The sequence below is a fragment of the Parabacteroides sp. AF18-52 genome (genome assembly GCF_003479145.1).
Lineage (GTDB): Bacteria > Bacteroidota > Bacteroidia > Bacteroidales > Tannerellaceae > Parabacteroides > Parabacteroides faecis.
Genome location: NZ_QUGR01000006.1, coordinates 251,490 through 275,905, shown reverse-complemented (window position 1 = coordinate 275,905; position 24,416 = coordinate 251,490). Strand labels below are relative to the sequence as shown.

12 protein-coding genes are annotated in these 24,416 nt (G+C 45.2%); 2 read left to right on the top strand and 10 right to left on the bottom strand.

What is annotated here, in order from left to right; translation table 11 throughout:
- Positions 1-41: 41 nt before the first annotated feature.
- The 9 genes from DWX23_RS12575 to DWX23_RS12535 form a co-directional block, all read right to left on the bottom strand.
- Positions 42-3,026 (bottom strand): glycoside hydrolase domain-containing protein, encoded by a 2,985-nt coding sequence (locus DWX23_RS12575; protein ID WP_122374746.1) that lies wholly within the window; start codon positions 3,024-3,026, stop codon positions 42-44.
- A 317-nt stretch (positions 3,027-3,343) separates the two neighbouring features.
- On the bottom strand, positions 3,344-6,175 hold the full coding sequence (locus DWX23_RS12570) for an NPCBM/NEW2 domain-containing protein (RefSeq protein ID WP_122374780.1): 2,832 nt from the start codon (positions 6,173-6,175) through the stop codon (positions 3,344-3,346).
- A gap of 77 nt (positions 6,176-6,252) precedes the next feature.
- A complete protein-coding gene (locus tag DWX23_RS12565; RefSeq protein ID WP_122374745.1) occupies positions 6,253-7,488 on the bottom strand; it encodes a glycoside hydrolase family protein in 1,236 nt (411 codons plus the stop codon).
- A 131-nt stretch (positions 7,489-7,619) separates the two neighbouring features.
- Positions 7,620-9,596 carry a glycoside hydrolase family 97 protein gene (locus tag DWX23_RS12560; RefSeq protein WP_122374744.1) on the bottom strand — a complete coding sequence of 659 codons (1,977 nt, stop codon included), beginning with the start codon at positions 9,594-9,596 and terminating at the stop codon, positions 7,620-7,622.
- Between the two features lie 198 nt (positions 9,597-9,794).
- Positions 9,795-11,945: a TIM-barrel domain-containing protein gene (locus DWX23_RS12555; RefSeq protein ID WP_122374779.1), complete on the bottom strand. Its 2,151-nt coding sequence runs from the start codon at positions 11,943-11,945 to the stop codon at positions 9,795-9,797.
- 59 nt (positions 11,946-12,004) lie between these two features.
- Positions 12,005-13,714 carry a RagB/SusD family nutrient uptake outer membrane protein gene (locus DWX23_RS12550; protein WP_122374743.1) on the bottom strand — a complete coding sequence of 570 codons (1,710 nt, stop codon included), beginning with the start codon at positions 13,712-13,714 and terminating at the stop codon, positions 12,005-12,007.
- A gap of 19 nt (positions 13,715-13,733) precedes the next feature.
- Positions 13,734-17,105 carry a TonB-dependent receptor gene (locus DWX23_RS12545; protein ID WP_122374778.1) on the bottom strand — a complete coding sequence of 1,124 codons (3,372 nt, stop codon included), beginning with the start codon at positions 17,103-17,105 and terminating at the stop codon, positions 13,734-13,736.
- A gap of 192 nt (positions 17,106-17,297) precedes the next feature.
- The gene (locus tag DWX23_RS12540) at positions 17,298-18,278 is read right to left on the bottom strand and encodes a FecR family protein (protein WP_122374742.1); all 981 of its coding nucleotides are present in this window, start codon (positions 18,276-18,278) and stop codon (positions 17,298-17,300) included.
- 64 nt (positions 18,279-18,342) lie between these two features.
- Positions 18,343-18,885: an RNA polymerase sigma factor gene (locus DWX23_RS12535; RefSeq protein ID WP_221267776.1), complete on the bottom strand. Its 543-nt coding sequence runs from the start codon at positions 18,883-18,885 to the stop codon at positions 18,343-18,345.
- Between the two features lie 271 nt (positions 18,886-19,156).
- Between DWX23_RS12535 and DWX23_RS12530 the strand changes: the two genes are divergently transcribed.
- On the top strand, positions 19,157-19,381 hold the full coding sequence (locus DWX23_RS12530) for a helix-turn-helix domain-containing protein (protein ID WP_122374741.1): 225 nt from the start codon (positions 19,157-19,159) through the stop codon (positions 19,379-19,381).
- Positions 19,382-20,109: 728 nt separating this feature from the next.
- Here DWX23_RS12530 and mutS read toward each other — a convergent pair.
- Entirely contained in the window at positions 20,110-22,731 is a 2,622-nt protein-coding gene (gene mutS, locus DWX23_RS12525; RefSeq protein ID WP_233587599.1) for a DNA mismatch repair protein MutS, read from the bottom strand.
- Positions 22,732-22,856: 125 nt separating this feature from the next.
- Here mutS and DWX23_RS12520 point away from each other — a divergent pair, with 125 nt between their 5' ends.
- A complete protein-coding gene (locus DWX23_RS12520; protein WP_122374777.1) occupies positions 22,857-24,296 on the top strand; it encodes an arylsulfatase in 1,440 nt (479 codons plus the stop codon).
- Positions 24,297-24,416 lie beyond the last annotated feature (120 nt).

Below are 24,416 nucleotides of genomic sequence, written 5' to 3'. Positions count from 1 at the left end.
AAGGAGTACATTCCGGATAAATTATACTATGTCGGAAGACTTTATTTCACAATAATTAACAGTCCCTTGCCTTTTGGTACAACCATTTCATCACCGGGTTTCCAACTGGCTTCCTGTTGGAAATTCTCAACAGAGGGAGCATGTAATGTCACTTTAGAAGCATCCAGACCGAGTTTAGCCCAATCGATGGAAAGTGTTACTTTCGCATCTGTATCTTCCCAGGTTGCCAATGAGATCAACGTCTTATCTCCCATATGACGGTAAACGGTAGCCAACGTCTTTTCACTGTTTGTCTTCACCGGATTATCTTTCACCCAGTAACCGATCATTTCGCTCTTTTGCATACCGAATGAATCCCACAATTTCCATAACGGTCCGTTATCCACACGGGGACTACGTCCTGTCATTCCATACAGCATACCGCGCCACGGGTTACCGCCACCTTCCAGCATTTCCCCCATCAGACCGTAAGGGATACCTGAAACCTCTATCAACCAGAACTCGGGAGGATAATCATAGTTGAAATACTCACCGAACCACAGGCGATCGAGATAAGGAAAATGTTCGAGATAAAGATTCGCACTATTGGCAAAACCATCCCTCGGATTATACTGGTTCGCCGAATGCAGATCGATCATCGCTCCCGGATTCGAACGGTTCAGTATCTTACGGATGCGTTTCATCGTCATACGGTCGAACGCCAGGTCGTCGATATACAACCCGTCGATACCAACGTGCCGAACCAGCCAATCCAGACCCTCCAGATAATAATTGTGCCAGCGGGAAACACCGCTGTTAACGATTGCCGCATCTTTCAGATGAGGCACAAACCAGGCACCTATATAATTCGGATCCAGATGTTCCTGCAACCAGGAGAAGCCTCCGCCGGGCCCCTCCGAAAATATTTCATTCCCCAAACTGCGCAAAGCGTACATCTCCACACAACTATTAGACAGTTCACGCACCGTATTATAAATTTTCACCTTCATATCCCGTGCATGAGCACCGTCGATATAAGCTTTCATCTCCTTTGTCCGCAGGAACGGATAGTTAATAAAAGGATTGATGCCGTTTGCATGATGTATATTAATCACATTAGCACCCACCTTTTCAACCTTCTCTATAAAATCATAACTATGATAGTAGCGTTCACGCCATTGCTTATCCGTATCGATCGTACGGAACGGAGTAATAGCCACATTGAAATAATAGTACAACTTATCGCCTTTCTTCACCTGCCGCTTACCGGAATAAGCATTGATGCGTGTCCCGTCGGCAGCCTGATTGATATCGATACCTCCGTTCCCGTTGTTACACCAGGAAACAGGCATGTGCAACGGTTTCTGGTGGTAGAAGTTCGTATTCAACGGACGTTCGTATGTATCGTCATAGAAACGGATCTGAAGTCCGGCGTTGACATCTCCTATCCACGGTCCATCCTGATTCTTTTCCACATCCCATTTCCAACGGATATCTTTCGGACAATAACCGCCTTTTTCACCCAACCCCATCATATAACGGCCAATACCGGAAGCCAGATGAGTTCGCAGGCCGATATCTTCCACAGCCGCATCTTCGCGGGCAACCAGAGTCACTTTATATTCGATATTTCCATCCGATTCCATCTTTCCTTCCAGATCCATCAGGAAACGGCTGTTCTGATTCAGAGCCTTCCAGGCAATAGCTCCCTGTTTATGTTTCGTAATCTCAAAATTCAGGTTCTCCCACGCACCGCCGTCAGCTGCCAGTACCATCGGGGCTGCCAGTATGGAACGGCCGTCGCTGCCGATACCGGTTATCGTTTCTTTAAAATAACTGGTAATATTTGCAGGCAAGCCTAAAGGAGAGAGCGTCACTTCACGTCCCAGGCAACGAATGGTTTTATCCTTCAGTACCAACGGTGTATAGGGGGCGATCACTTCATCGTCAAAACCGATCTGTGAGTTCAGCCAGCGCAGGCGGGAATGACGCCAGGGTTCGTTGTCCCCATGATCGGCAATCACATTCTCCGAAACATTCAAAGCGACCTGTACCGTTTTAGTTTCCGCATTCGCAGCAGACACGGTTACTGTTCCCTGATAAGTTCCCGCAGAGAGATGTTCCGGCAGCTGGGTTCCGATCCATAAGGCCTGGACCTTCCCTTTATCCACCGAACAGTTCTTTTTGAAGACAGTACCGGTCACGTCTGTCCCTTCCGTATTGAAGCAAGTGAAAGAAGAAGCCGGGATTTGTTCGCCCGTCGCCGTATTAGCCAGGCCGGAAAAGTCGACATGCAGGTTCTCCACATTGGAACGGGCCGCCCATACTCCCAACTGGAACACATAATATTCGCCTTTATCCGCCTGCCCGGTGAATCGGTCATGACGGTCTTCCTCAATCCATTTATAGGGAATATCGGTAGTCATCCGGATCGGATATTTCCGGTCTTCGGTAAACAGGATATACTTCCCGGAAGGATGTTCTTTCAACAATCGGGTAGTCTCTGCTGCCGTTGCGATCACCTCCATCGGGTAGAAGCTGTTCAACTGATCAATCGCCTGGAATTGCACCACCTTAGCCGCAGGCAGCAAAGGGGCTTTCTTCCCTGACAACTTATTCTTCTTCATCCACTCGGGTGAAGCCGTATTTTCAAAAGGAGGGTAATCGACGGTCGGATAATAACGGCTGCCGCTCATCACATTCTTCAGGTAATAAATATAATAGGTTCCCGGAACGGTCTGTGGCTGGAAAGCGATTTCTCCTTTCTCCCGATTCACCGTAAAGCGGCAAACGTTCGTAACCTGCTTTCCGGTAGCTGCATCCACAACGATCAGGTTCTTATCTTCCGGATTCAGATCGCGGCGACGCCATTCTACAGTTGCAAGCACTGCGTCTGCCGGCTTCTCCACCGCTACGACAACGCGGTGATTTCCCAACGAGTCGGCATCCCAGGAACCCAAACCATACAGTTCGCCGGCAGGTATGCTCTGAGCTTGCAAGCCTCCGAAGGTTAACAAACCCAACAAAGTAAATAGTAATTGTTTCATATACTTAGTATTTAAGATTCAAATCCGGCTGACCAGTATCATAAGTGCCTTATAAAAGTGTTTATCCTCTGCTTACCGGATAAACTTTTCTTTCGATAATTCTATTCATCAAAGATAATAATATCTTCTTAAGTTGCTTATGCAAAACTTATTATCATTTACTTTTTGTTGGCGGAATAGCTGTTTCAACTCCTTTTGCACTACTATTCCGACGGTGCTCACATACATATGTAAAAGGGACCAGGACTGCGTATCAGTCCTGATCCCTTTCATTCTATCACAATATAAAATATATGACGTTGAAAAAACAAGGTAAATTATTTTTCAACCACCAGCCATGTATTTCCTCGGGCCGGAATAGTCACCTTAATATCTACCGTATAGTCTCTGTTCAGCTTATAGGTAACCGGAGCATTCTCTTTCTCCCTGATCTTCGCCACATCGGAGAGGCCGGTGTAATAAAGCGGAAGCTGGATGGTACGGGTGATAGCCTGGTCGGTCGGGTTGAACAACAAGGCAAAACCTTTCTCCTTTCCTTGCGGATCGACATGCATAAAGCCATCCCAGTCACGTCCGTCGGCACGGCGCAGGTGGATCAGTTCGCTGTTCAGGATATTCCGGTATTTCTTGTACCAGTCAATCACCTCCACCACGGCAGCTTTCGTCTCCGGGGTATCGTACAAACGGGGACCACGGTAACAAGCCTGTACACCGGCCCCATAGTTCTGGATCATATGTGCTTTATAATCGGGGATATGATCTTTCAAAGGCTCGAGTGTGGCGGCTGCCCCACCGCCATGATATTGGGTTAGCGGAACGAATGTCCAGCACATACCCGGCAGACGTTCCCACAGGCCGTCGTACATCACCTGGCGTCCCAGAACCAACTGCCTTTCACGCGGAAGCGACCAGTTCACCTCCCGGTAACCGATACCAACCTTCGTCCCACCGTTCAGCATATAACCGAAGTCGGGGATATTCGTATAAATACCTTTCTCACACATCCATTGGTAGAGGTTCACGATCTGCTGGCGTTGTTTCCACTGGGAATCTTTCAAACCCTTATGATGGGCATGGCTGGTCGAAGCACAGACGTTGCCCGGATAAGAGCCGTCGTTCTCAAAGACCGTCATTCCCGTCTTCTCGTAGAAAGAGCGTATCTTGCGGAAATAGTCATACCCCCACTCGCTGGAAAGACAAGGCGAACTACCGAAGATCATACCTCCGCGCTTTCCTGTTTCCGGGTTGATAACATCCACCTCATCACTGATCCAGCGGCTCGACAGCAGGGAATAACCGCCCAGTTCGATGCCTTTGGAGTTGGCATATTCAGTAAATTCCTTAAACTTGGCAATGTTGGCTTCACTCTCATCCTCCATATTCAGTCCGGAGCCGAAACTGAGGATAACCATCTCATAACCGGTCTCCGCACACTGGTCGATAGCCGTCTTCACCACCTTCGGGTCTGACGATACACAATGGAGGAAGATCGGATTCTCGGTCGTCCACGGAGCTATCTTACGGTACATCCGTTTCAGGAAAAGACCTTTCCGGTCACGGTCGTCGCTGTCGAAAGGCATCAGCCAGGTGCGGAAACTCCTGAACTTGCCACCGGCAGCAATATCTTCATCCGGTCCCATCGGGAGCTTTACCTCCAGCAGGCAAGGGGTGAGCAAGGGATAGTTGCACTGGGAAGTATAGCGCGGGTCGGTATTCCAGAACTCGGTCCGATCGGCTTCCCGCTCGGTAAAGCCCAGGAACGCCCAGTCGCTTTCGACATGGATATTGGGTTTCAGGAATTGTTCGGGACGCTTGGCTTCCACCGGAGACTCAGGTTCCGCCATAGCCAACTGCTCCAGCGTAAATTCGTCGAGCGTAATACGCATGTCGCTTGTATTCTCGATCTCCATCCATTTGCTGATGCAGGGGATGCCGTCATAGAGGGCGTAGTTGAGTTTCACCTTTACCCCTTTCAGGTAGTCCGGTCCTTCGAGATAGAAAGAGAGTACCTTCCCGGTCGTTTCACCCGGCTTCACCAGCGACCAGCGTTTGTTCGCCCAGTCGATACGAGGTGCCAGTTCGGTAATATCGAATCCTGTCACCCGGAACGAGTTCGGCAGGATGGTCAGGCTGTCGATCCATTTGTATTGGGTATATCCGTATTCGAACTGCCCGTCGAGGCCGCCCAACGTATACACCTTATCGTCTATCTTCAAAATACCTTCATTGCTGACGGCACGCAGCATGCTTTCACCGGTCATCTGATTGATCAGGTCGACCGTTGCCAGGTTCGGGTAGACACGGAAAACACGGCTTACCAGGCCGTTGGAAAGGACAATATCTTTTCCGTTATGCGTCTGGAAGATACCGGCTTTCACTCCTTTGGCATCGAGCAGCCAATCCTTCCCGGGACGTGCCACCGGCAGATCGATAACCGGTAATGTGGCGATCTTATTACGTAATTTCTTTTCCACCGCTGCCGGCATCGTTTCGACAGCTCCTTTATAATCGGCATTAACCAGCGATGGTTTGATCTCGTTGTAAGAGAAGACCGGCTCGATCCAGTCGGCATGGTCGCCGCTTACACCGTCTCCGCCATCTTCCACGATCAGCTCCAGGACATCCACCCCGGATACGTTCAACGATACTTCACGGGCTTTCTCGCCTCCACGAACCATCCCGCTGTTATACATCTCTTTCCCGTCACCTACCAGACGGAAGACAACACTCCCTTTCCCCAGGGAGCCGTCACCGGAACCTACTCCGACAAACTGTTTCTTCCCTCCGGTACCATCTGTCCGGTAGAACAGCATCGTCCCGTCCGTCATAGGTATCTTACTGAAATCTTCTTTCCTGTAATCGAGCGAACGATCGTTCACCCCTACTTTGCAGGTAAATTGGGAGGTGTTGTTACGCAGGCTCAGTTTGATCTTACTGTTTGCCTGTACGCCGACTCCTTGTTTAAACTGTTCACCGGCTATCGTCAACGCTTCGCCGGTAACTGCGGTATTCTTCATAGGCGAGCCGTACTGCTGATAGGCAAGAGATAAATCCATCTCCGGCAAGGAGAGGGTATTCTGGGCGTTAGCAGTCAGCCCGGATAAGAAAAATCCTCCCAGAAGGAGAAATAAAGAGATTGTCTTTTTCATGGTAAAATTCAACATATGTATAAGTCCCCCAAAGATACTCAAATATATATCCGGTGACCTTATGATTAATAATCGTTTTATTTCCCTGTCATTCGTTTCAGCGGGATCTGTACATTAAAACATCCTCCGTCCGTACGTGGATTGACATCGACAACTGCACAGGCAGCGTATAATATCAAAGGATTCCCCTTGTCATCCAACAATAGTTGCGGACGTTCCAGACGGTCTACCCGAATAGTATCGCCGGAGTCCAGTATCAACTCTTTTTTGAGGAACCGGGAATGCTCAGGCAGTAACCAGTCGATACCGTCTTTCGAATACATCAGGGCCAGAGAAGGCTCTCCTTTCGTGAACTTCCCGGTAAAGTCCTTGAATATGGCATAAAAGAGTTTGTCGGTCTGATTATACCAGACATAAGGATCTTCGGCAGATAACTTCTCGCCACCTGTCGTCTCTACGGTAAATATCTCCCGGTCGAGAGGGACGAACGGCCCCACCGGCGAATCGCCGATAGCCACCCCGTGCACACCTCTCCAGGTAGGGTCATAGATATTCCCTTTGAAATAAAGCAGATATTTCTGATCGGAAGGACGATAAACGACCGAAGGATTCACTACGATAATATTATCCGGCAACGGTTTCGTTCCCTCGGGGGAAGGGTCTACGATAGCATCCTGTTTCACCCGGGTTCGGGGTATCAACAAAGGCCGGTCGAAATGAGTATAGTCTCCTTTCAACAGGCGATCGAACGACTCGAACTCTATTACCCCGATTTTCAGCCACTGCTGGATACGGCTACGCCGGTCGAGCTCACCGGAAGAACATCGTATGGGAACCTGTCCTGCAGGATCAGTTCCTCCGATATAATACAGATAATATTTACCGTTGAACCGCCGTATATGCGGGTTATGGACTGTCTGAGCATCCCATGATGAGGTATCGGGAGCATATCCGTCCGGATTCAGGAAGAACCCGAGGAAACGGAAACCGCCGTCAGGCCTGTCGGATACGGCAAGTCCCAGTTTTGAGCCCAATACCCAGGCATCGGAAAACTTATAAGTACCCGCCTCAAACCCGGTAAAAACAAGATAGTATTTACCGTCTTCCCCCTGAATAGGTGATGCCCCCCAGACAAAATGCCCGTCCACCTGAAAGCAGGAATGCCCGGTCACCCGGGAACTATCAGCCGATATGATCCGTAGACCTACCGCCTCCGACTGATACCGACAGTTCTCCTCCGGAGACAAAGACCGGCAACCGCTACCCAGTAGCAACCCGGTCAGTGCTATAATGAACAAACTTTCTTTCTTCATCTGACAATTTCTGCAAATTCTATTAACCAGACTGGCTGTACCCAGGGGTAATATCTGCATGATATTTAATACAAAAATAGGCTTTCATCTTCCTCCCGGAAATAGCAAATAATTGTCTATTGCGTGGATTATTATTGCTTATCGTTTACGGATATGCGTGCCACAAAACCTCCTCCCGACATTAGTTCTTCCTTTATTCGCTGTCCGGAACGTATTTTACTCTTCTTTACCCCGATCTGTTTCCGGTTACCGGGAGTATCCGAGGCTATTTCCATATGATATTTACCTTTTGGCAAGAAATCCAGCTTTGCATCAAACGTCCTGGCGGTCTCTCCGTTGAGAACGGTCAGATACCAGACATCTCCCTTTCTCCGTGCTAAAGCAGCCAGTTGCCCGATCTCGCTTTCCGGCAACACGATTGTCTCATCCCAGGTCACCGGGACACTTTCTATGAACGATCTACCGGGGCACGACAGCATATCTTCCATGTCTGCCGCAAAGATCAACATCGGAGAAGTGAACATATAGATCGATGACAGTTGGTGGCCAAAAGTTACGGACGGATGACAAAAACCACGGAAATTCAAAGGTGTATAGTCAGCCGGACCTACCAGCCAACGGGTAAACGGCAATACCGTATTATGATAAGGCCAGGGCGGACCCGGAGCCCAGCTATTCTCTCCGCCTACACATTCCAGTCCTCTTACTGCTTCTTTCGCCAGTAAGTTCGGATAGGTATACGAATCACCTGTCGGTTTATTCACGCCGTGAAAGATGACCATTAATTTTTCTTTGGCTGCAGCTTTCAGAATATCTTCCATCAGATTGACCGTAAAGACATTCTCCGTATGGAAGAAGTCTATTTTCAGACCTTTCACTCCTACTTCCGCACACTTCTTCATAAAATCGGCACGCTCTTCCGCATCTACCAGACCCACATCGGATTTATTTCCAAACCGGGGAGACGAAGAACGCCATACCCAGATATCTACATTCTTTGCTTTGGCATAATCGACCAGGTCTTTCAACATCTCCCATTTACTCCGTCCGTTTACCTCTTTTTCCGTTTGCTGCCACAACTCCCAGCCGTCGTCTACCACAACAGACTCAATACCCAGTTCGGCACATCCGTCCACATATTTTTTATGATTGGCAACACTCAGCCGATCATTGCCTTCCACCAACCAGGTAAAGGTCGCTCTGCCCGGTTTGATCCAATCGGTCTTTGCCCCATCGGGGAAAAGCGTTTTATCCGGTTGGTCGGATACCTGAGCGATAATCCGGTTGTTCACCAGACCATTCAGATCTTTTGCCAGCATAAGAACGCGCCAGGGAGTTACGATTTCCTGACTCTGCTCTTTCGGAGATGCAATCCACGGGACATTACGAACTTCTTCATGCCAGAATTTTGTAGGTGGAAGGCCAGTTATTATCCCCGTTTCCATATGCCCTTTATTCTCTACATAACCGAATTGTACCGTGTTCGGAGCTGTTCCAAATAGTACGGCTCCATGATAATTGAACAGATTCGCTTCCGTGATCGCTGCATAAACTCCATTCGGCAGATGGAAAGTGGCAGGCGGAGCCAGTAGTTCACCTTCTATACGGTCGGTCTCCCGCTCCTGGTACTCTTGTAACCAGCCATATTGGAAAGGGCCGCTGGCATACCAGACTTTCGTCTGTGACGGAAAAATAAATGATGTTTCCTCTCCGTAAATACAGACAGGTCCCTCTGCCGGAACACGGTAACGCAAGGCGATACCGTCCTGAAATATTCGGATATCCATATAAAAACGGCTTCCGTCGGCTTGCTGTAACTCATAGACAAGCGTATTATTTTCCTTTTTTTCCTTGTTAAGCAGCTGAACGTCTTTCCCCAGCTGACGGTGGTCGATATTCAGCCCCAAAGGGGCTTCCCGGATAACTGGATTTTCCTCATAAGAGACATCCAGCACCAATTGCTTATCGGCATTCGCCTCTACTTTCAACTTTACCGGGGTAGCACCAGACACAGCATCAATCCCCTCTGCATTCTTCCCTTTTACGAGCTGATTAACACTCAATAAAAGCAATGCTATCACTAAAATTTTCGATACATGATTATTCATCTCAAGTTATATTAGGGTTCCAAACTTTGAAATGGTAAAAATAGGAAACAATCCGGTTGAGACTTTTATAAAATACGAGATTTATTTTGCATAATCCGGGATTAGGGAAACCTGTTTCACCACCGCCCTAATCCCGGATATAGATGTTTTATAATTTGCAGCTCTGGTCACCGACAGACTATTAGCAGTTGTCGATACTCACTTGACAGTCATAAAGCGGAAATTATAATCACTGAATGACCAGACTTTAGCCCCTTCAGGAATGACAGCTCTTCCCGTTTTATTTCCATCCGCATCTACATCCACTTTCAGAACGATACGGGAGAAGTCTCCTTTCTCATAGTCAAAACTTTTCCCGTCATCATCATACAAATTATAAGAAGAAGCTGCTTTGCCATAATGACGTACTTCCAGCGGCAGTTTTTCATCCTTCACCTTTGTCACGACCGGCCATAGAGGAATAATACCTCCATCTTTCACATATACTGGAATTTTTGACAACCCGGGAGAAACTGTTATCACCTCTCCTTCTCCAGCAAACTCTCCTGTATAGAAATCATACCATTTACCTTGCGGCAGGATCACCTGACGTTCTTTCTCACCTGCAAACAGAGGGGCGACAAGCAGGTTCGGACCTACCATAAACTGATCCTTCACCTCTTTCCTTACAGCCATCGCATACGGATTGGCTGTCGCATCCAACACCCCTTTTTCTGTTTGGGCATCCGCCTGATAACCTTCTTCCAGATTCATGGCACGAACAGGAGGTATTCCTTCAAAAGCATAATCGGCAAAAGCCGTATAGAGGTAAGGGATCAGTTGCATACGTAATTTTGCAATCTCATTCACCTCATCCGTCACATCCGAGAACGACCAGGGCTTTGTTCCGTCTGCCCAGGCATTCAGCATTGCCAAAGGAGAAAAACAAACCGTCTGCATACGACGCAACCACTCTTCTGAAGTCTTAGAAGCACGCACCTCAGGAGTCCACAAAACTCCGATAAACGAACTATTAATCAATGCTGTAATAAAATCTTTATGATTATAATAGTCATTATAAATTACATACGGATAAGAAGACGTTCCTGCATTACCGGCACGAACCAGTCCGTATGTTCGTTCATTCCGTTTATGATACATTTGCGTGGTTATATCCTGCATCAGGGAACCGTAAATCTGACGTATTTGTTCGGCTGGATGTCCGGATGGGAAGGTTGCAACATCAGGCCAAAGCCAAGAATCGAAGCCATCGTTTTCATCCATCTTATATCCGCTAACACCTTTATCCAGCTGGTGCTTTTCAAAATGTTCCGTCATGATCTTTTTTGCTTCCGGCATTGAATAATCGGGAACGATACCACACCAGACAGTATGGGAGCCGGTATAGGGTTCTATTTTATCATACAGTTCTCCATCAGGAGATACATATGGGTTTATCCAGACATTTGTTTTGATATTCTTATCATTCAATCCATTCACAAAGCCTTCCGGGTCCGGGAAACGTCCCTGATCCCATTCATAGGTACAAGGATATGAACGGCTCATCCAGCCAGGTTCAAGGCCAATCACACTCAGAGGAAAACCACGCTTTTCAAATTCGGCAACTTCATCATTCACATCCTTATCAGAAAATAAGGAAGGTACGCGATGCCAGAATCCTAATCCCCATCGGGGCGGCAATGTTCCTCCCCCGTTATAGAGGTTAAAACGGCGTACCACATCTAACATCGTCGGTCCGCCGAAAAGAATGACTTCAACACCATCTGACGGTACCAGAAACTCCAGATTATCCGAATAAGGCTGAGCTTCCCAATTCTTATCACTATTCCGGTCTCTCACAACCGGAGGATTTTTACTGTCTTTACGCACGGAAGTACCCACCCATACATCTATATAACGGGCTGAGTTGATTAATGCACCATATCCCCGGGAAGAGACAAAGAAAGGAACAGGTGCATGCGTACGGCCATCGTCCTTACCACCATAATGGTCCACATGTAAACGCATGATACGCCCTCTCTGTTCTACCGTTTTAAAATTCAATCCTAAACCAAATATCTTTTCCCCTTTCTCCAGCGGAAAACGGATATAGGTCTTTCCGTCGATCTGCTCAAAACTGATATCCTCTTCAGATACCGGCAGTGAAACATCTCCCATCTTTCGGATAGCATCCAACTTCGGAGTTATGTGTAATTCACTCAATAAATTAACCTTCTCAGGCGTCCCGACAGAAATATTCCATACTCCAGCCGCTTTTTCTTGCCATTCTACTCCAGTCTTTTTCTCTGTAGAATGATTACATGCACTTAGAAAACCAAGTACACAAATTAGTGTCAGGTATCTTCTCATTATACTACATATTTGATAAGAAGGCAGGAACGCCGTCCCCGCCTCCATAATTATTAAAATCAATCTAACGGATTGAATGTTCCGCCGCTCCATCCTTGTGTCTGCTCCATCTTGGAATTAGTTTCCAGATATTTGTTCGGTATGGCATAAAAATAATAGTTATCTTTAAAATCGATTGTAAACTTCTTATCCAGAACAACCAATGAGTCTCTGAAGTAAGTGCCATAATCATTCTCAAAGTCAACCGTATCCTTTATTTTATTGAATTCTTCTTCAGGAATATTCAGTTTTGGCTGAACGCCGTGACGAACTTTACCATTCAATTCCGAAGCAAACATACGTCTGCGTCGCAAATCCCAATAACGTTTTCCTTCAAAAGCCAGCTCGATCTTTCTTTCAAGCATGATTGCATCAATCATCTGATCCGATGTCATCCCCTCCTTCAAACCATACATTCCATTATTTCCGGTAAGTATTCCTGCCCTCTCTCTGATCGCTTTCAAAACAGCGTAAGCTTCATCTGTTCTGCCTAACATAGCTGCACATTCTGCATAGTTCAACAACACTTCAGCATAACGGATTTCGATCCAGTCCGTACTGCTTCGTTCCGTATAATAGGGTGTGTAAGACGGATCGACAGCCTTTCTGCAATAAAATCCTGTTGCAGTTGGCATATTTAATTCAGCACCAACGTAAGTCCACTGCTTTCTTCCGCTTTTACCGCTTAATTCCCATGTACAACTATTATATGCAACTGTTGTTTTAAACCGCGGATCACGGTTTTTCCAATATAGAACAGGATCATAGTCCTTCGATTCTGAAATAGGTACTCCTGTAACCATCGGATAAGACTCAACCATTTCCAATGTCGGATGATTTGCTCCCGCATGATTCTGTGCCTCAGAAATAGGACGTGTAGATGCATTCCAATAATTTACAGCACCCGGTTCCTGGTACCTGCGTCCCCAAACGACTTCTTTGTTCATTTCATCATACCACAAATTCTCGTAACTGGGGTATAGACCATAGCCATTTGCTTCCAGTTCTTCTTTTGCTTGTCTATTCACCTTATAGGCAGTTTCCCAACGATCGGTATGATTATCCGGATTAAACTGCGGACTTGCATAATACAACAACACACGTCCTTTGAATGCAAGTGCAGCAGCCTTAGTAGCCCTGCCGAGATCATCACCAGTCCAGCTCCAAGGTAAATTTTCATAAGCATAATCCAGATCCTGCAGGATAATATCTATACATTCGGAGGTTTTATTACGAGTCACCAACAGATCATCCGTCAGTTTCTGTGGTCTGAGGATCATCGGCATACCTCCGTAAACGCGTACCATACCGAAATAGCGCCAGGCACGCAAAATAGAGGCCTGTGCTTTCAGGCTGGTACAAGTCTCAGCATCTATAGCCGGATTATCTTCCAGTTTCTCAAATAACAAGTTGATATTACGGATACAGCCATAGTACCAATAATCCACAGATGCAGTCGTCAACTGACCATACAGATAAGCATCCCCTCCTTCTGACTCATCCGAATAAGCTGAAAAATAGGGGATAGCGGCATCAGCATCTCCATCTGCTTCTCCATCCCATTTGGGCAGATTCCTTTCATATAACCGGTTCAGATAAGCAGTCGCATACTTAGCATCACCCCACACCTGGTCGTCCGTAACGGCAGACAAATCTTTTTTATCAAGGATATCTGAACATCCCATACTCACTGTTAATAATGAGCCGAATAAGAAATATTTTACATTCATACTATTGTGCATTATTAAATTAGAAACTAAGGTTCACACCGAAAGAATAACTTCTCATTAGAGGATATGCCCTGATGCTTGAATTTTCAGGATCATAATATTTCATTTTATTTTGCAGCAGACATAAGTTGTTGCCTGTCAGGAAGAACTTCAGCTGGGCAACACCTAATTTGGTCAAAACAGATTTAGGTAAAGCATACGCCAGATTCACATTTTTCAAACGCATGAAAGAGCCGTCACGTACCCAGAACGTCGATTCTTCACCTGCCGCATTACGGGATGCACGCGGAAAAGCAGCATTCACATTCTCCGGAGTCCAGTGGTCAGTCCAGAAGTCGAAATTCGTTTCCTGCGGCCGTGCCTGAGCACCTCTCATATCAATCATAATATCATTACCGGCAACACCCTGCAGGAAAATATCCAGAGAGATCCCTTTCCATGAGCCCCCCAAAGAAATACCATAATTCAAAGGAGGAGTCGTGTGATTAATAATCCAGTCTTTATCGTTATCATCGATCACGCCGTCGGGTTCGTCACTATTGGCGCCACGTAAATCCCGATAATTCAGCATACCCAGTTCCGGTTTTTGTCCGAAAATGGTATAGCCCTCCGGCAGTGCATCCAGATCCGCCTGTGTACGAAGAATTCCTGTTGCGATATATCCCATTTTTCGGTCCGTACTATAACCAATTTCCGACTTATAGGAACGAAGATTTTCTGCCTCATCTTTCGTAATCACCTCATTAACAGCATATCCCAGATTTCCCTTTACATAATATTTGAAATCATCACCGATCTTGTCATTATATCCCAATTCCACTTCAAAACCTCTTGCATCGATGACCGCATAGTTTTCAGACGGCATTTTTGCCCCGAAAGTAGCCGGGACACTGGCGGCACGATCGCCGAGAATGTCATATGTATGTCTGTAAAATGCATCTACGTTTAGTGAAAGCTTATTATTCAGGAAAGTAGCATCAAGACCAAAGTTATACGTCAAAGACTTTTCCCAGGTAATATCCACATTCGGAATTACATCGGCAGCAACACCACTGCTCAATGAACCGAAATAAGCACCGTCCACCAGATTATAACGCTGCATCCATTGCCATCCGCTAACAGCATTCTTGTCTTTCAACACGATACGGTCATTCCCCAGAAGGCCGATGGAGGTTCTCAGTTTCAGGTAATTCATAAACCGTACATTTTCTTTAAAGAATTTCTCTTCCGAAACTCTCCATGCCAATGAAGCAGAAGGGAAGAACCCCCAGCGATTCTTAGGTGCGAAGTTCACCGATCCGTCGTAACGGAAGGAAGCCTCCACCAAATATTTATCATCGTAACCATAATTCAAACGACCGATGTAAGAGATACGTCCCGTTTCTTCTCCCTTTCCGTCAACTGTCGAATTCTTTGAATCCGAACTACCTGCAAACAGCTGATCTACAGCAGATGAGATGAAATAATTTCTTCTTCCGTTAAACCAATCTACAGTTCCTTCCGTCTGCTCATAAACAAATAGTGCTCCTACATCATGTTTTCCGAATTTATTGGCATAAGTGATATAACCATTCAACTGGTAACTATCCTTCGTATCATATTTTTCTTCCAGATAATCACCGTCATTTCTCACCTTAACAAAATCAACTACATCTGTTACAATATGGTTATGGCCGCCGGTCATTTTAAACTCATACAACGAATAAGGACGGTTAAACTGTTTGATAAAAGTATGTCTGTTATACTTGTTGAACAATAGTTTCAAACTCAGTCCTTTTACAAACGGCACATTATATTGCAACGAAATATTCGCTTCATAGTTAGAATATTTCTTTCTGTTATAACCTGTATTATCGCCTAATATCTCCAACGGATGCCATTCTACAAAACTGCCTGTCGGCAAGCCATTGACATAAGGAGGAACCTGTCCGGTACGGAACAACAGGGCTTTATACAAGTCATTCATCGTATCATTGTCATTATCATATCTCCAATAAGGTTTATGATCATTCCTTATATCCATATTCAGGTTTAATGTAGCAACCAAATCCTTAGTAATATTTGCTTCGATGTTACTTCTCAGATTATATTTTTTGAAACTAAGATTATCAAAAGATCCGGTTTCATAATAATAGTTACCACCTATAAAATAACGAACACGTTCGTTACCTCCGCTTACATTCAGCGAATGTCTGGTAACCAACGGCTGTTTCCATGCTTCATCCAACCAGTTATAGTTATTTTTCCTGAAATATTCTAATTCATCATCCGTATAATAACTCAAATCTGTTGGATCCACATTTTCCACATCGCGATTGTGGTTTATAAAAAGAGCCTGGTTATAAGCATTCTGTGTCTCCGGTATTTTAGTAGCATCCGACAAACCGATAGAACCGGTATAGGAAATGACCGGTTTTCCCATTTTTCCTTTCTTAGTCGTAACTAAAACAACCCCGTTAGCTGCACGTGCCCCGTAAATAGCAGCCGAAGCACCGTCCTTCAAAACAGACAAATTCTCTACTTCACTGGCATCCAAACCATCAAAAGCAAATTTATCACGTATGATACCGTCTATTACATACAACGGTTCCGTATCATTCCAGGTACCTTTTGCACGAACCGTCATATCGGAACTGGCTCCGGGTTTACCTCCGGATTGTGTCAGCAATACACCGGCTATTTTACCGACAAGTGCATTCGACAAACTAGAAGCCGGTGTATCCTGTATCTCTTCTGCGCTGACAGAAGAAACTGATCCGGTAAGGTTCACTTTTTTCTGGATACCATATCCAACAACCACCACTTCTTCAAGTTTCTGGGTGTCTTCCAACAGCTTCACATTAACAGGAGAACCATCGCGTACAGTCACTTCCTGACTGATATAACCGATATAAGAAACCAAAAGACTTTTACCGGAAACATTATCCAAAATATATTTACCATCAACATCTGTGATCGTTCCGTTCGTAGTACCTTTTTCCACCACGTTGGCACCGATAACCGGTTCTCCATTAGCATCCATAACCACACCTGTGATAGTAACTTTCTTTCCCTGTGCCACAACCGGTATTCCCGGACCATCATTCTTTTCCGCCGGGTTGATCAGGATCAGGTTGTTCTCTGTGATCTCATACTTGATCCCTTCCTTTGCAAACAGACGGTTCAGGATCGTTTCGACACTCTGGTCTTTCTCGCGGACAGAAACTTTCTTATCCAGGTTGATTTTTCCACTCTCATAAATAAACCGGAACTCGGACTGGTTCTCTATCAGGAAAAGGATTTCCTTGATGGACTGATTGCTTACGTCCAACGACAACTTCGTCTTTTGGGAATAAACGGTAGCCGAGATATTGAGCGAGAAAGCAATTAAAGCTAATGTTGTCAATCTCATAATAGCGTATACCTTTTTAAGGGCCGGAGACGATTCCGGTCTTGACAAATTAAAAAAATTCATATATTTGTAATTTGATTGTTAGTTAACAATAGTGCTGGACACACTGTGTATTAATGATCAAAAAATAGGACGGGAAGTGTTGCTGCATTTCCCGTTTTTGTGTTTTATGATAGTTTCTTCATAGGCAAATTATTTAGAGGTTATACTTATATTTTTTCCCTTCACGTGATAGGCAATATTACTTAAATGGGACAAAGCCTCCAGTACTTCCGTTATAGTTTCTTCCTGGATAACGCCATTGTAATGTATTTTTTCTCCCAGATTCTTCTGAATAGTGATATTGACATTATACCATCTTTCGAGATATTTACAGACATCCCCTAACGACATATTATCCATATAGAGCTTATTATTCAACCATCCGTAGGCATGAGACAAATCACCATCCAGCTGTTTCAGCTTGTTGGTCCGTTTGTCGAATTCCACCATTTCGCCGGCCTTCATATTCAGTTTGTTAGTGTGATCTCCCAGTTCGATATGCCCTTCCACCAAAGATGCCTGTACGGTCGGATCGTCGGCATAAGCCTTCAGGTTAAAGGTCGTACCCAACACCCTTACCTCCACTCCGTTTGCCATTTTCACGACGAACGGGGTTTTACTTTTCGATACGTCAAAGAATCCTTCTCCCTGGAAACGGACCTCCCGGACTTTCTTTTTCGAATTATATACATAGGTAATATCTGACCCCGAATTCAACTTAACGATCGAGCCGTCGGGTAAGGCTATTTCCGAACGGTTCCCGTAATCGGCCGTCAGGCTGACCGAGATATCCTGTTCCTCTTCAAACACTCCACTCAAGGAAAGGACGACCATTAATAAGACAGATGCTGCGATACCCGATAAAGTATAATACATATTATTCAGATGTTTCCGGAAGATATTCTTCTGCCGGTTGACCGTATCGATCTTCTCCCAGGCGCGATCCGTATCGAACAGGCCGATATCCATATAATGTCCGGATTCCTCCCAGATCCTGCGATACCGGTCCAGTTCCTGCCGGTTCGACTCATTCCGGTCCAGCCATTCCTGCAGCACCGGGTCGGTGATCTCTTTCCCACCACTGAGCAGGTAGTCTACTATATGATCGCTTATGAGTCCTTTTCTCTCCATAAATATTCCTTTTATAAGTAAGACACCACAAAACAACAAAGGTCCTATACGGACCTAAAAAAAATTATGCACCCTTTACTTCCAGACACTTTTTCAGTCTCTGAAGGGATACCCATATCTGATTTTTAATTGTCTTGACAGAGATGGATAACTGGTCGGCAATCTCTTTCTGTTTCAGTCCTTTTACACGGTGGAGGAGTAATACCTCTTTACACCTGCCGGGCAGCAGGTTGATACAATCGTAAAGAGCCATGCGGAATTCTTCAGACTCGAGCGGATTTTCCTCATAATAGGGAAGCTGTTCTTCCCGATTTTCCAAAAGTGTTCTGTAATTTGTTTGCGTACGGATATGGTTCAGTGCCAGATTTCTCGCCATCTTATACAAGTAGCCGGAAACATTCTCCCCGACCACAATCTTCTTCCGGTTATTCCAAAGCGTAAGAAACAGCTCCTGCACAACATCTTCGGCATCCTCTTTATCCTCCAACAGACGGTACGCATAACAGCACAGGCGGCTGTAGTAACGGACAAACAGCTTATTGTAACTACTGTAATCATCTTTTCCGATTGCAGCAATCAGTTTTTCATCTGTTATAGAGGCATTCAATATATACTAGATTAAATATTTAACATGTAAAGGCAATACTATTTCTTTTCTTACTTTATGCATACTTATCGGAATTAGAATTACACAATAGTCGTTTCCCATTCACAAAATAAACATTTATATTTGAATTCTATTTATTATATTAACATATATTATTTATTCAATAAAATTCCCAAAGAAGAACCTTCGTTTTTATACGCACAAAGATAATAAGAATACATATACGCTCAGCTATTCTCTAAAAGAAATCTTTCTTTAACAAAAAAAGAAGATGACGGAAATAGAAGACTTTGTAATACAGAGAGTAAAACAACTACGAATTGAGAAAGGAATGTCACAAAGAGAATTTGCTGATAACATTAACCTTAGCCAAGGTTTTATCCGTGATTGTGAAAGCCCCCACAAAAGGGCAAAATATAATATAAATCATTTGAATGAAATAGCGAAAGTATTCGAATGCAGTTTTAGCTATTTTTTTCCAGACAAGCCTTTTTAATTCTTTTCAAACATCACATTTCAGTCTCCAGGTTGTCTTTATAACTTATCTTTCAAAGCTAACTGAAAGAAGAATGAGATGAATTAACAATGTGATTATTATCTGAAGACATAATGATTTAAAAAACAAATTTTAGGTTTCAATATGTAAGACAATATCTTAATCTGACAACTCAACAATCTGCCGAAAGGTAACTTCCAGGAATCTTATTATCACAATAATTAACAATTTAAACATCTTACTTCCTACTTCCAGTTTGTCTTAAACAAATTTCCACTTCGTTTAAAACGAATATTTTTTTGTTTTAAACGGAATGAAGGTTTATTTTAAACCAAAAACAGTGTAAATATACGTTAATACGCCTCTGTTTGGTTCTTTTTTTATCCTCAAATTCTATGTTTTATAGCTATTTCTTGCTCTGGAAGCTCTCAAACCAGAGCTACGATAGCAGCGACATAATTCTCAATAATATCTTTTATCAAAGAAAAAAACTCCGTATTATCTGTTTTTGGGGTGCAATTTGGAATGATCAACCATGCTATTGCATCCAATATGACAATATGGAACTTTGCTACGTTTGCGTAAAAATAGTCACAACTGTCCACTGTTCATACAGCCTCTTCAGAAACTACTTAAAGTAGCATTTTGACAATTTGACTCAAGCAATATTTTGTAATAAAATCAGTATGTAACCACTATGGTACTACTTCGTTATACCTGAATCTCCCTTATTTCCCTGTAATAATTTTCCGTATCTCACTTAATTTGTTAAGGGCTTCGATCGGAGTAAGGTTGTTGACATCGAGATTCTTGATCTCATCTCGAACCTGGCTTAAAACAGGATCGTCCAGTTGGAAGAAGCTGAGTTGATAACCTTCGGCAGCAGAAGCAATTTCCCTGACCGGCTTCGCTTTTACCTTACCTTTGCCTTTTGCTTTCTCTTTGCAATCGATACTCTCCTGCCGATTATCCGTTTCCAGTTGTTTCAGGATTTCACTGGAACGTTTCACGATACTTTTAGGCATACCCGCCATCTTCGCCACATGGATACCGAAACTATGCTCGCTACCACCGGGAATCAGCTTACGCAGGAAGATCACCTTATTGGAGACTTCTTTCACCGAGACATTATAATTCTTTATCCGTTTGAAAGAACGTTCCATCTCGTTCAGTTCATGGTAATGAGTGGCAAAAAGCGTCTTGGCACGGGCATCCGGATGCTCATGGATATACTCAACGATCGCCCAGGCAATCGAGATACCGTCGTAGGTACTTGTTCCCCGTCCCAGCTCATCGAAAAGAACCAGGCTGCGTGAAGACATATTGTTCAGGATATTCGACGCCTCGTTCATCTCCACCATAAAGGTAGACTCACCGACAGAGATATTATCGGAAGCCCCCACACGGGTAAATATCTTATCTACCATACCGATACGGGCAGACTCGGCAGGGACGAAACAACCGATCTGTGCCATCAGCGTGATCAATGCCGTCTGACGCAGCAACGCCGACTTACCCGCCATATTCGGACCAGTGATAATGATGATTTGTTGCTGTTCGCTATCCAGATAGACATCGTTGGCAATATAGGCCTCGCCGAGCGGCAGCTGTTTCTCGATCACCGGATGACGGCCCGACTTTATATCGATCACATCCGAATCATCCACGTTCGGACGGATATACCGATTACTTTCCGCCACTTTGGCAAACGACAACAGGCAATCCAGACGACCGATCAGATTCGCATCCACCTGAATAGGGGGTATAAACTCCGCCAGACAAGTCACCAGCTCGGTAAACAGGCGGCCTTCGAGGGATAATATCTTTTCCTCAGCGCCCAATATCTTTTCTTCGTACTCTTTCAGTTCTTCTGTAATATAACGTTCGGCATTCACCAATGTCTGCTTGCGTATCCATTCGGCAGGTACTTTGTCCTTATGCGCATTACGCACTTCGATATAATAACCGAATACGTTGTTAAAGGCAATCTTCAGGCTCGGGATGCCGGTCTTTTCACTTTCCCGCTGTTGTACCTGAATCAGGTAATCCTTGCCGGAATAAGCAATGGCACGCAACTCATCCAGCTCCGCATTGACCCCTTTGGCTATGACACCGCCTTTATTCAGCAAAGACGGCGGATCGTTATTGATCTCCTTTTCTATCCGGTCGCGTATCTCGGAACAAGCATTCAACTGTTCGCCGATACGGGAAAGGCTCGGCTCATCACTTGCCATACAAGCCTCTTTGATCGGTTCGATCGCCCGGAGAGCAACTTTCAGCTGCACCACTTCACGAGGGGAAACGCGGCCTACAGCCACTTTTGAAATAATACGTTCCAGGTCGCCGATCTGCTCGATCTGTTCATCCAGTATATCCTTTACCTCCGGATGACGGAAGAAATAATCCACCACATTCTGACGGTCCCGGATCGGTTTGACATCTTTCAGGGGGAACAGCACCCAGCGACGCAACATACGCGATCCCATCGGGGAAACCGTCTTGTCTATCACATCCAGCAGGCTGGTTCCCTCATCATTCATCGTACCGACCAGTTCCAGGCTGCGTACCGTAAATTTATCGAGACGCACATAACGGTCTTCCTCGATACGTGAAAGCGCTGTAATATGCGAAATATGCGTATGTTGTGTCTGATCCAGATAATAGAGGATCGCTCCCGAAGCGACAACCCCCAGTTTCAGATGTTCCACCCCGAAGCCTTTCAGGTTCTTCGTCTCGAAATGTTTCAGCAGGCGGTCGTTGGCAGCATCGGCGGAAAATACCCAGTCCTCCATCTCGAAAGTGAAGAAACGGGGACCGAACACTTCCTCGAATTTCTTACGGTTGTTACGCTCGACAAGAACCTCTTTCGGAGAGAAATTATTAAGCAGTTTGTCGATATAATCGATCGTTCCCTCGGCTGTCAGGAACTCACCGGTCGAAATATCCAGGAAAGCGACGCCGCAAACATCTTTAGCGAAATGAACGGCAGCAAGGAAGTTGTTTTCCTTATGGTTCAGAATATTGTCATTGATAGAAACTCCCGGGGTAACCAACTCCGTAACCCCTCGTTTCACCAGTTTCTTGGTCATCTTCGGGTCTTCCAGCTGATCGCAGATTGCAACACGTTTACCGGCACGGACCAGTTTCGGCAGATAGGTATCGAGCGCATGATGCGGGAAACCCGCCATTTCGATAAATTGTCCCGGTCCGTTGGCTTTTTTAGTCTGTACGATTCCCAGTATTTCGGCACCGACCACGGCATCTTCGCCATACATTTCGTAAAAGTCTCCTACACGGAATAAAAGGACAGCATCCGGATGTTTCGCCTTAATATCGAAATACTGCTTCATCAATGGGGTTTCAACTATCTTAGCCACGGGATATAATTTTTTATCATTTTAGTTAGACCGTACAAAGGTACAATAAAAAAAAATATAACTTTGCCGACATGTCTGACAAGAAACATCTTAGAATCATGAAAAAAACTATTTTACTCGCTTCCGGCCTGATTGCAGCCGTTCCTTTTGTGCATGCACAGAAAAACAAAGACAAAAAACCGAATGTGGTATTCATCCTGGCGGATGACCTGGGATACGGCGACCTGAGTTGCTACGGACAGGAAAAATTCGAAACTCCCAACATCGACCAACTGGCCCAAAACGGCATGCGTTTCACCCAGTGCTATTCGGGAACCACCGTCAGTGCGCCTTCCCGCTCCTGCCTGCTGACAGGTACACACAGCGGCCATACTCCCATCCGTGGAAACAAGGAATTAGATCCGGAAGGGCAATTTCCATTACCGGAAGATGCACGGACCATTTTCCATGTCATGCAGGACGCAGGATATAAGACTTCGGCATTCGGTAAATGGGGATTAGGTTACATCGGTACTTCCGGCGACCCCAGGAATCAGGGATGTAAGACATTCTTCGGATATAACTGCCAGCTGCTGGCCCACAGTTATTACCCCGACCATCTATGGGATAATGACCAACGGGTGGAACTGAAAGACAACGTAGTGGACGTTCAATACGGGACAGGTACTTACTCACAAGACCTGATCCACTCCAAAGCACTCGATTACCTGGATAATATCAAGGAAGACGAACCTTTCTTCATGTGGTATCCGACCATCTTACCACACGCCGAACTGATCGTTCCGGAAGACAGCATCATCAAGAAATTCCGGGGTATGTATCCGGAAAAGGCATATAAGGGAACAGAACCGGGAAATCCGGCTTTCCGTAAAGGCGGTTACTGCACGCAGCTTTATCCGCATGCCACGTTTGCTGCCATGATCTACCGCCTGGATGTATATGTCGGACAGATTATCCAGAAACTGAAAGATAAAGGTCTATACGACAATACGATCATCATTTTTGCCAGCGACAACGGCCCGCATATGGAAGGGGGTGCCGATCCTGATTTCTTCAACAGCAACGGCATATACCGGGGTTACAAACGCGACTTATACGAAGGCGGTATCCGTGTACCGATGATCATTTCATGGCCGGGACATATACAGCCGGGAACGGAAACGAACTTCATGTGTTCATTCTGGGATGTATTGCCTACGTTCGAAGAGATCATCCATCCGAAGGCGAAACAGAAAGAGATGGACGGCGTAAGTATGTTGCCGCTGTTGCAAAACCGCAAAGGACAGAAGGAGCATGAATTCCTGTATTTCGAATTTCAGGAAATGAATGGCCGCCAGGCTGTCCGCCAAGGCCCATGGAAACTGGTCCATATGAATATCCGCGGCGACAAACCGTATTATGAACTGTATAACCTGGCAGCCGATCCTTCGGAAAAACATAATATCCTGGACAAATATCCGGATAAAGTGGCCGAACTGAAAGAGATCATGGTCCGTGAACATATCGAAGACCCGAACTGGCCGCTGCTGAAGAAATAAAGGATCATATCGTTGGCTTCAACGAGATGATCGAATGGAAATATTAAAGCAGGCTGAATTATTTTATTGGTTAATTCAGCCTGCTTCCATTTTATATATCCCTTATTTATCCTACCTTTG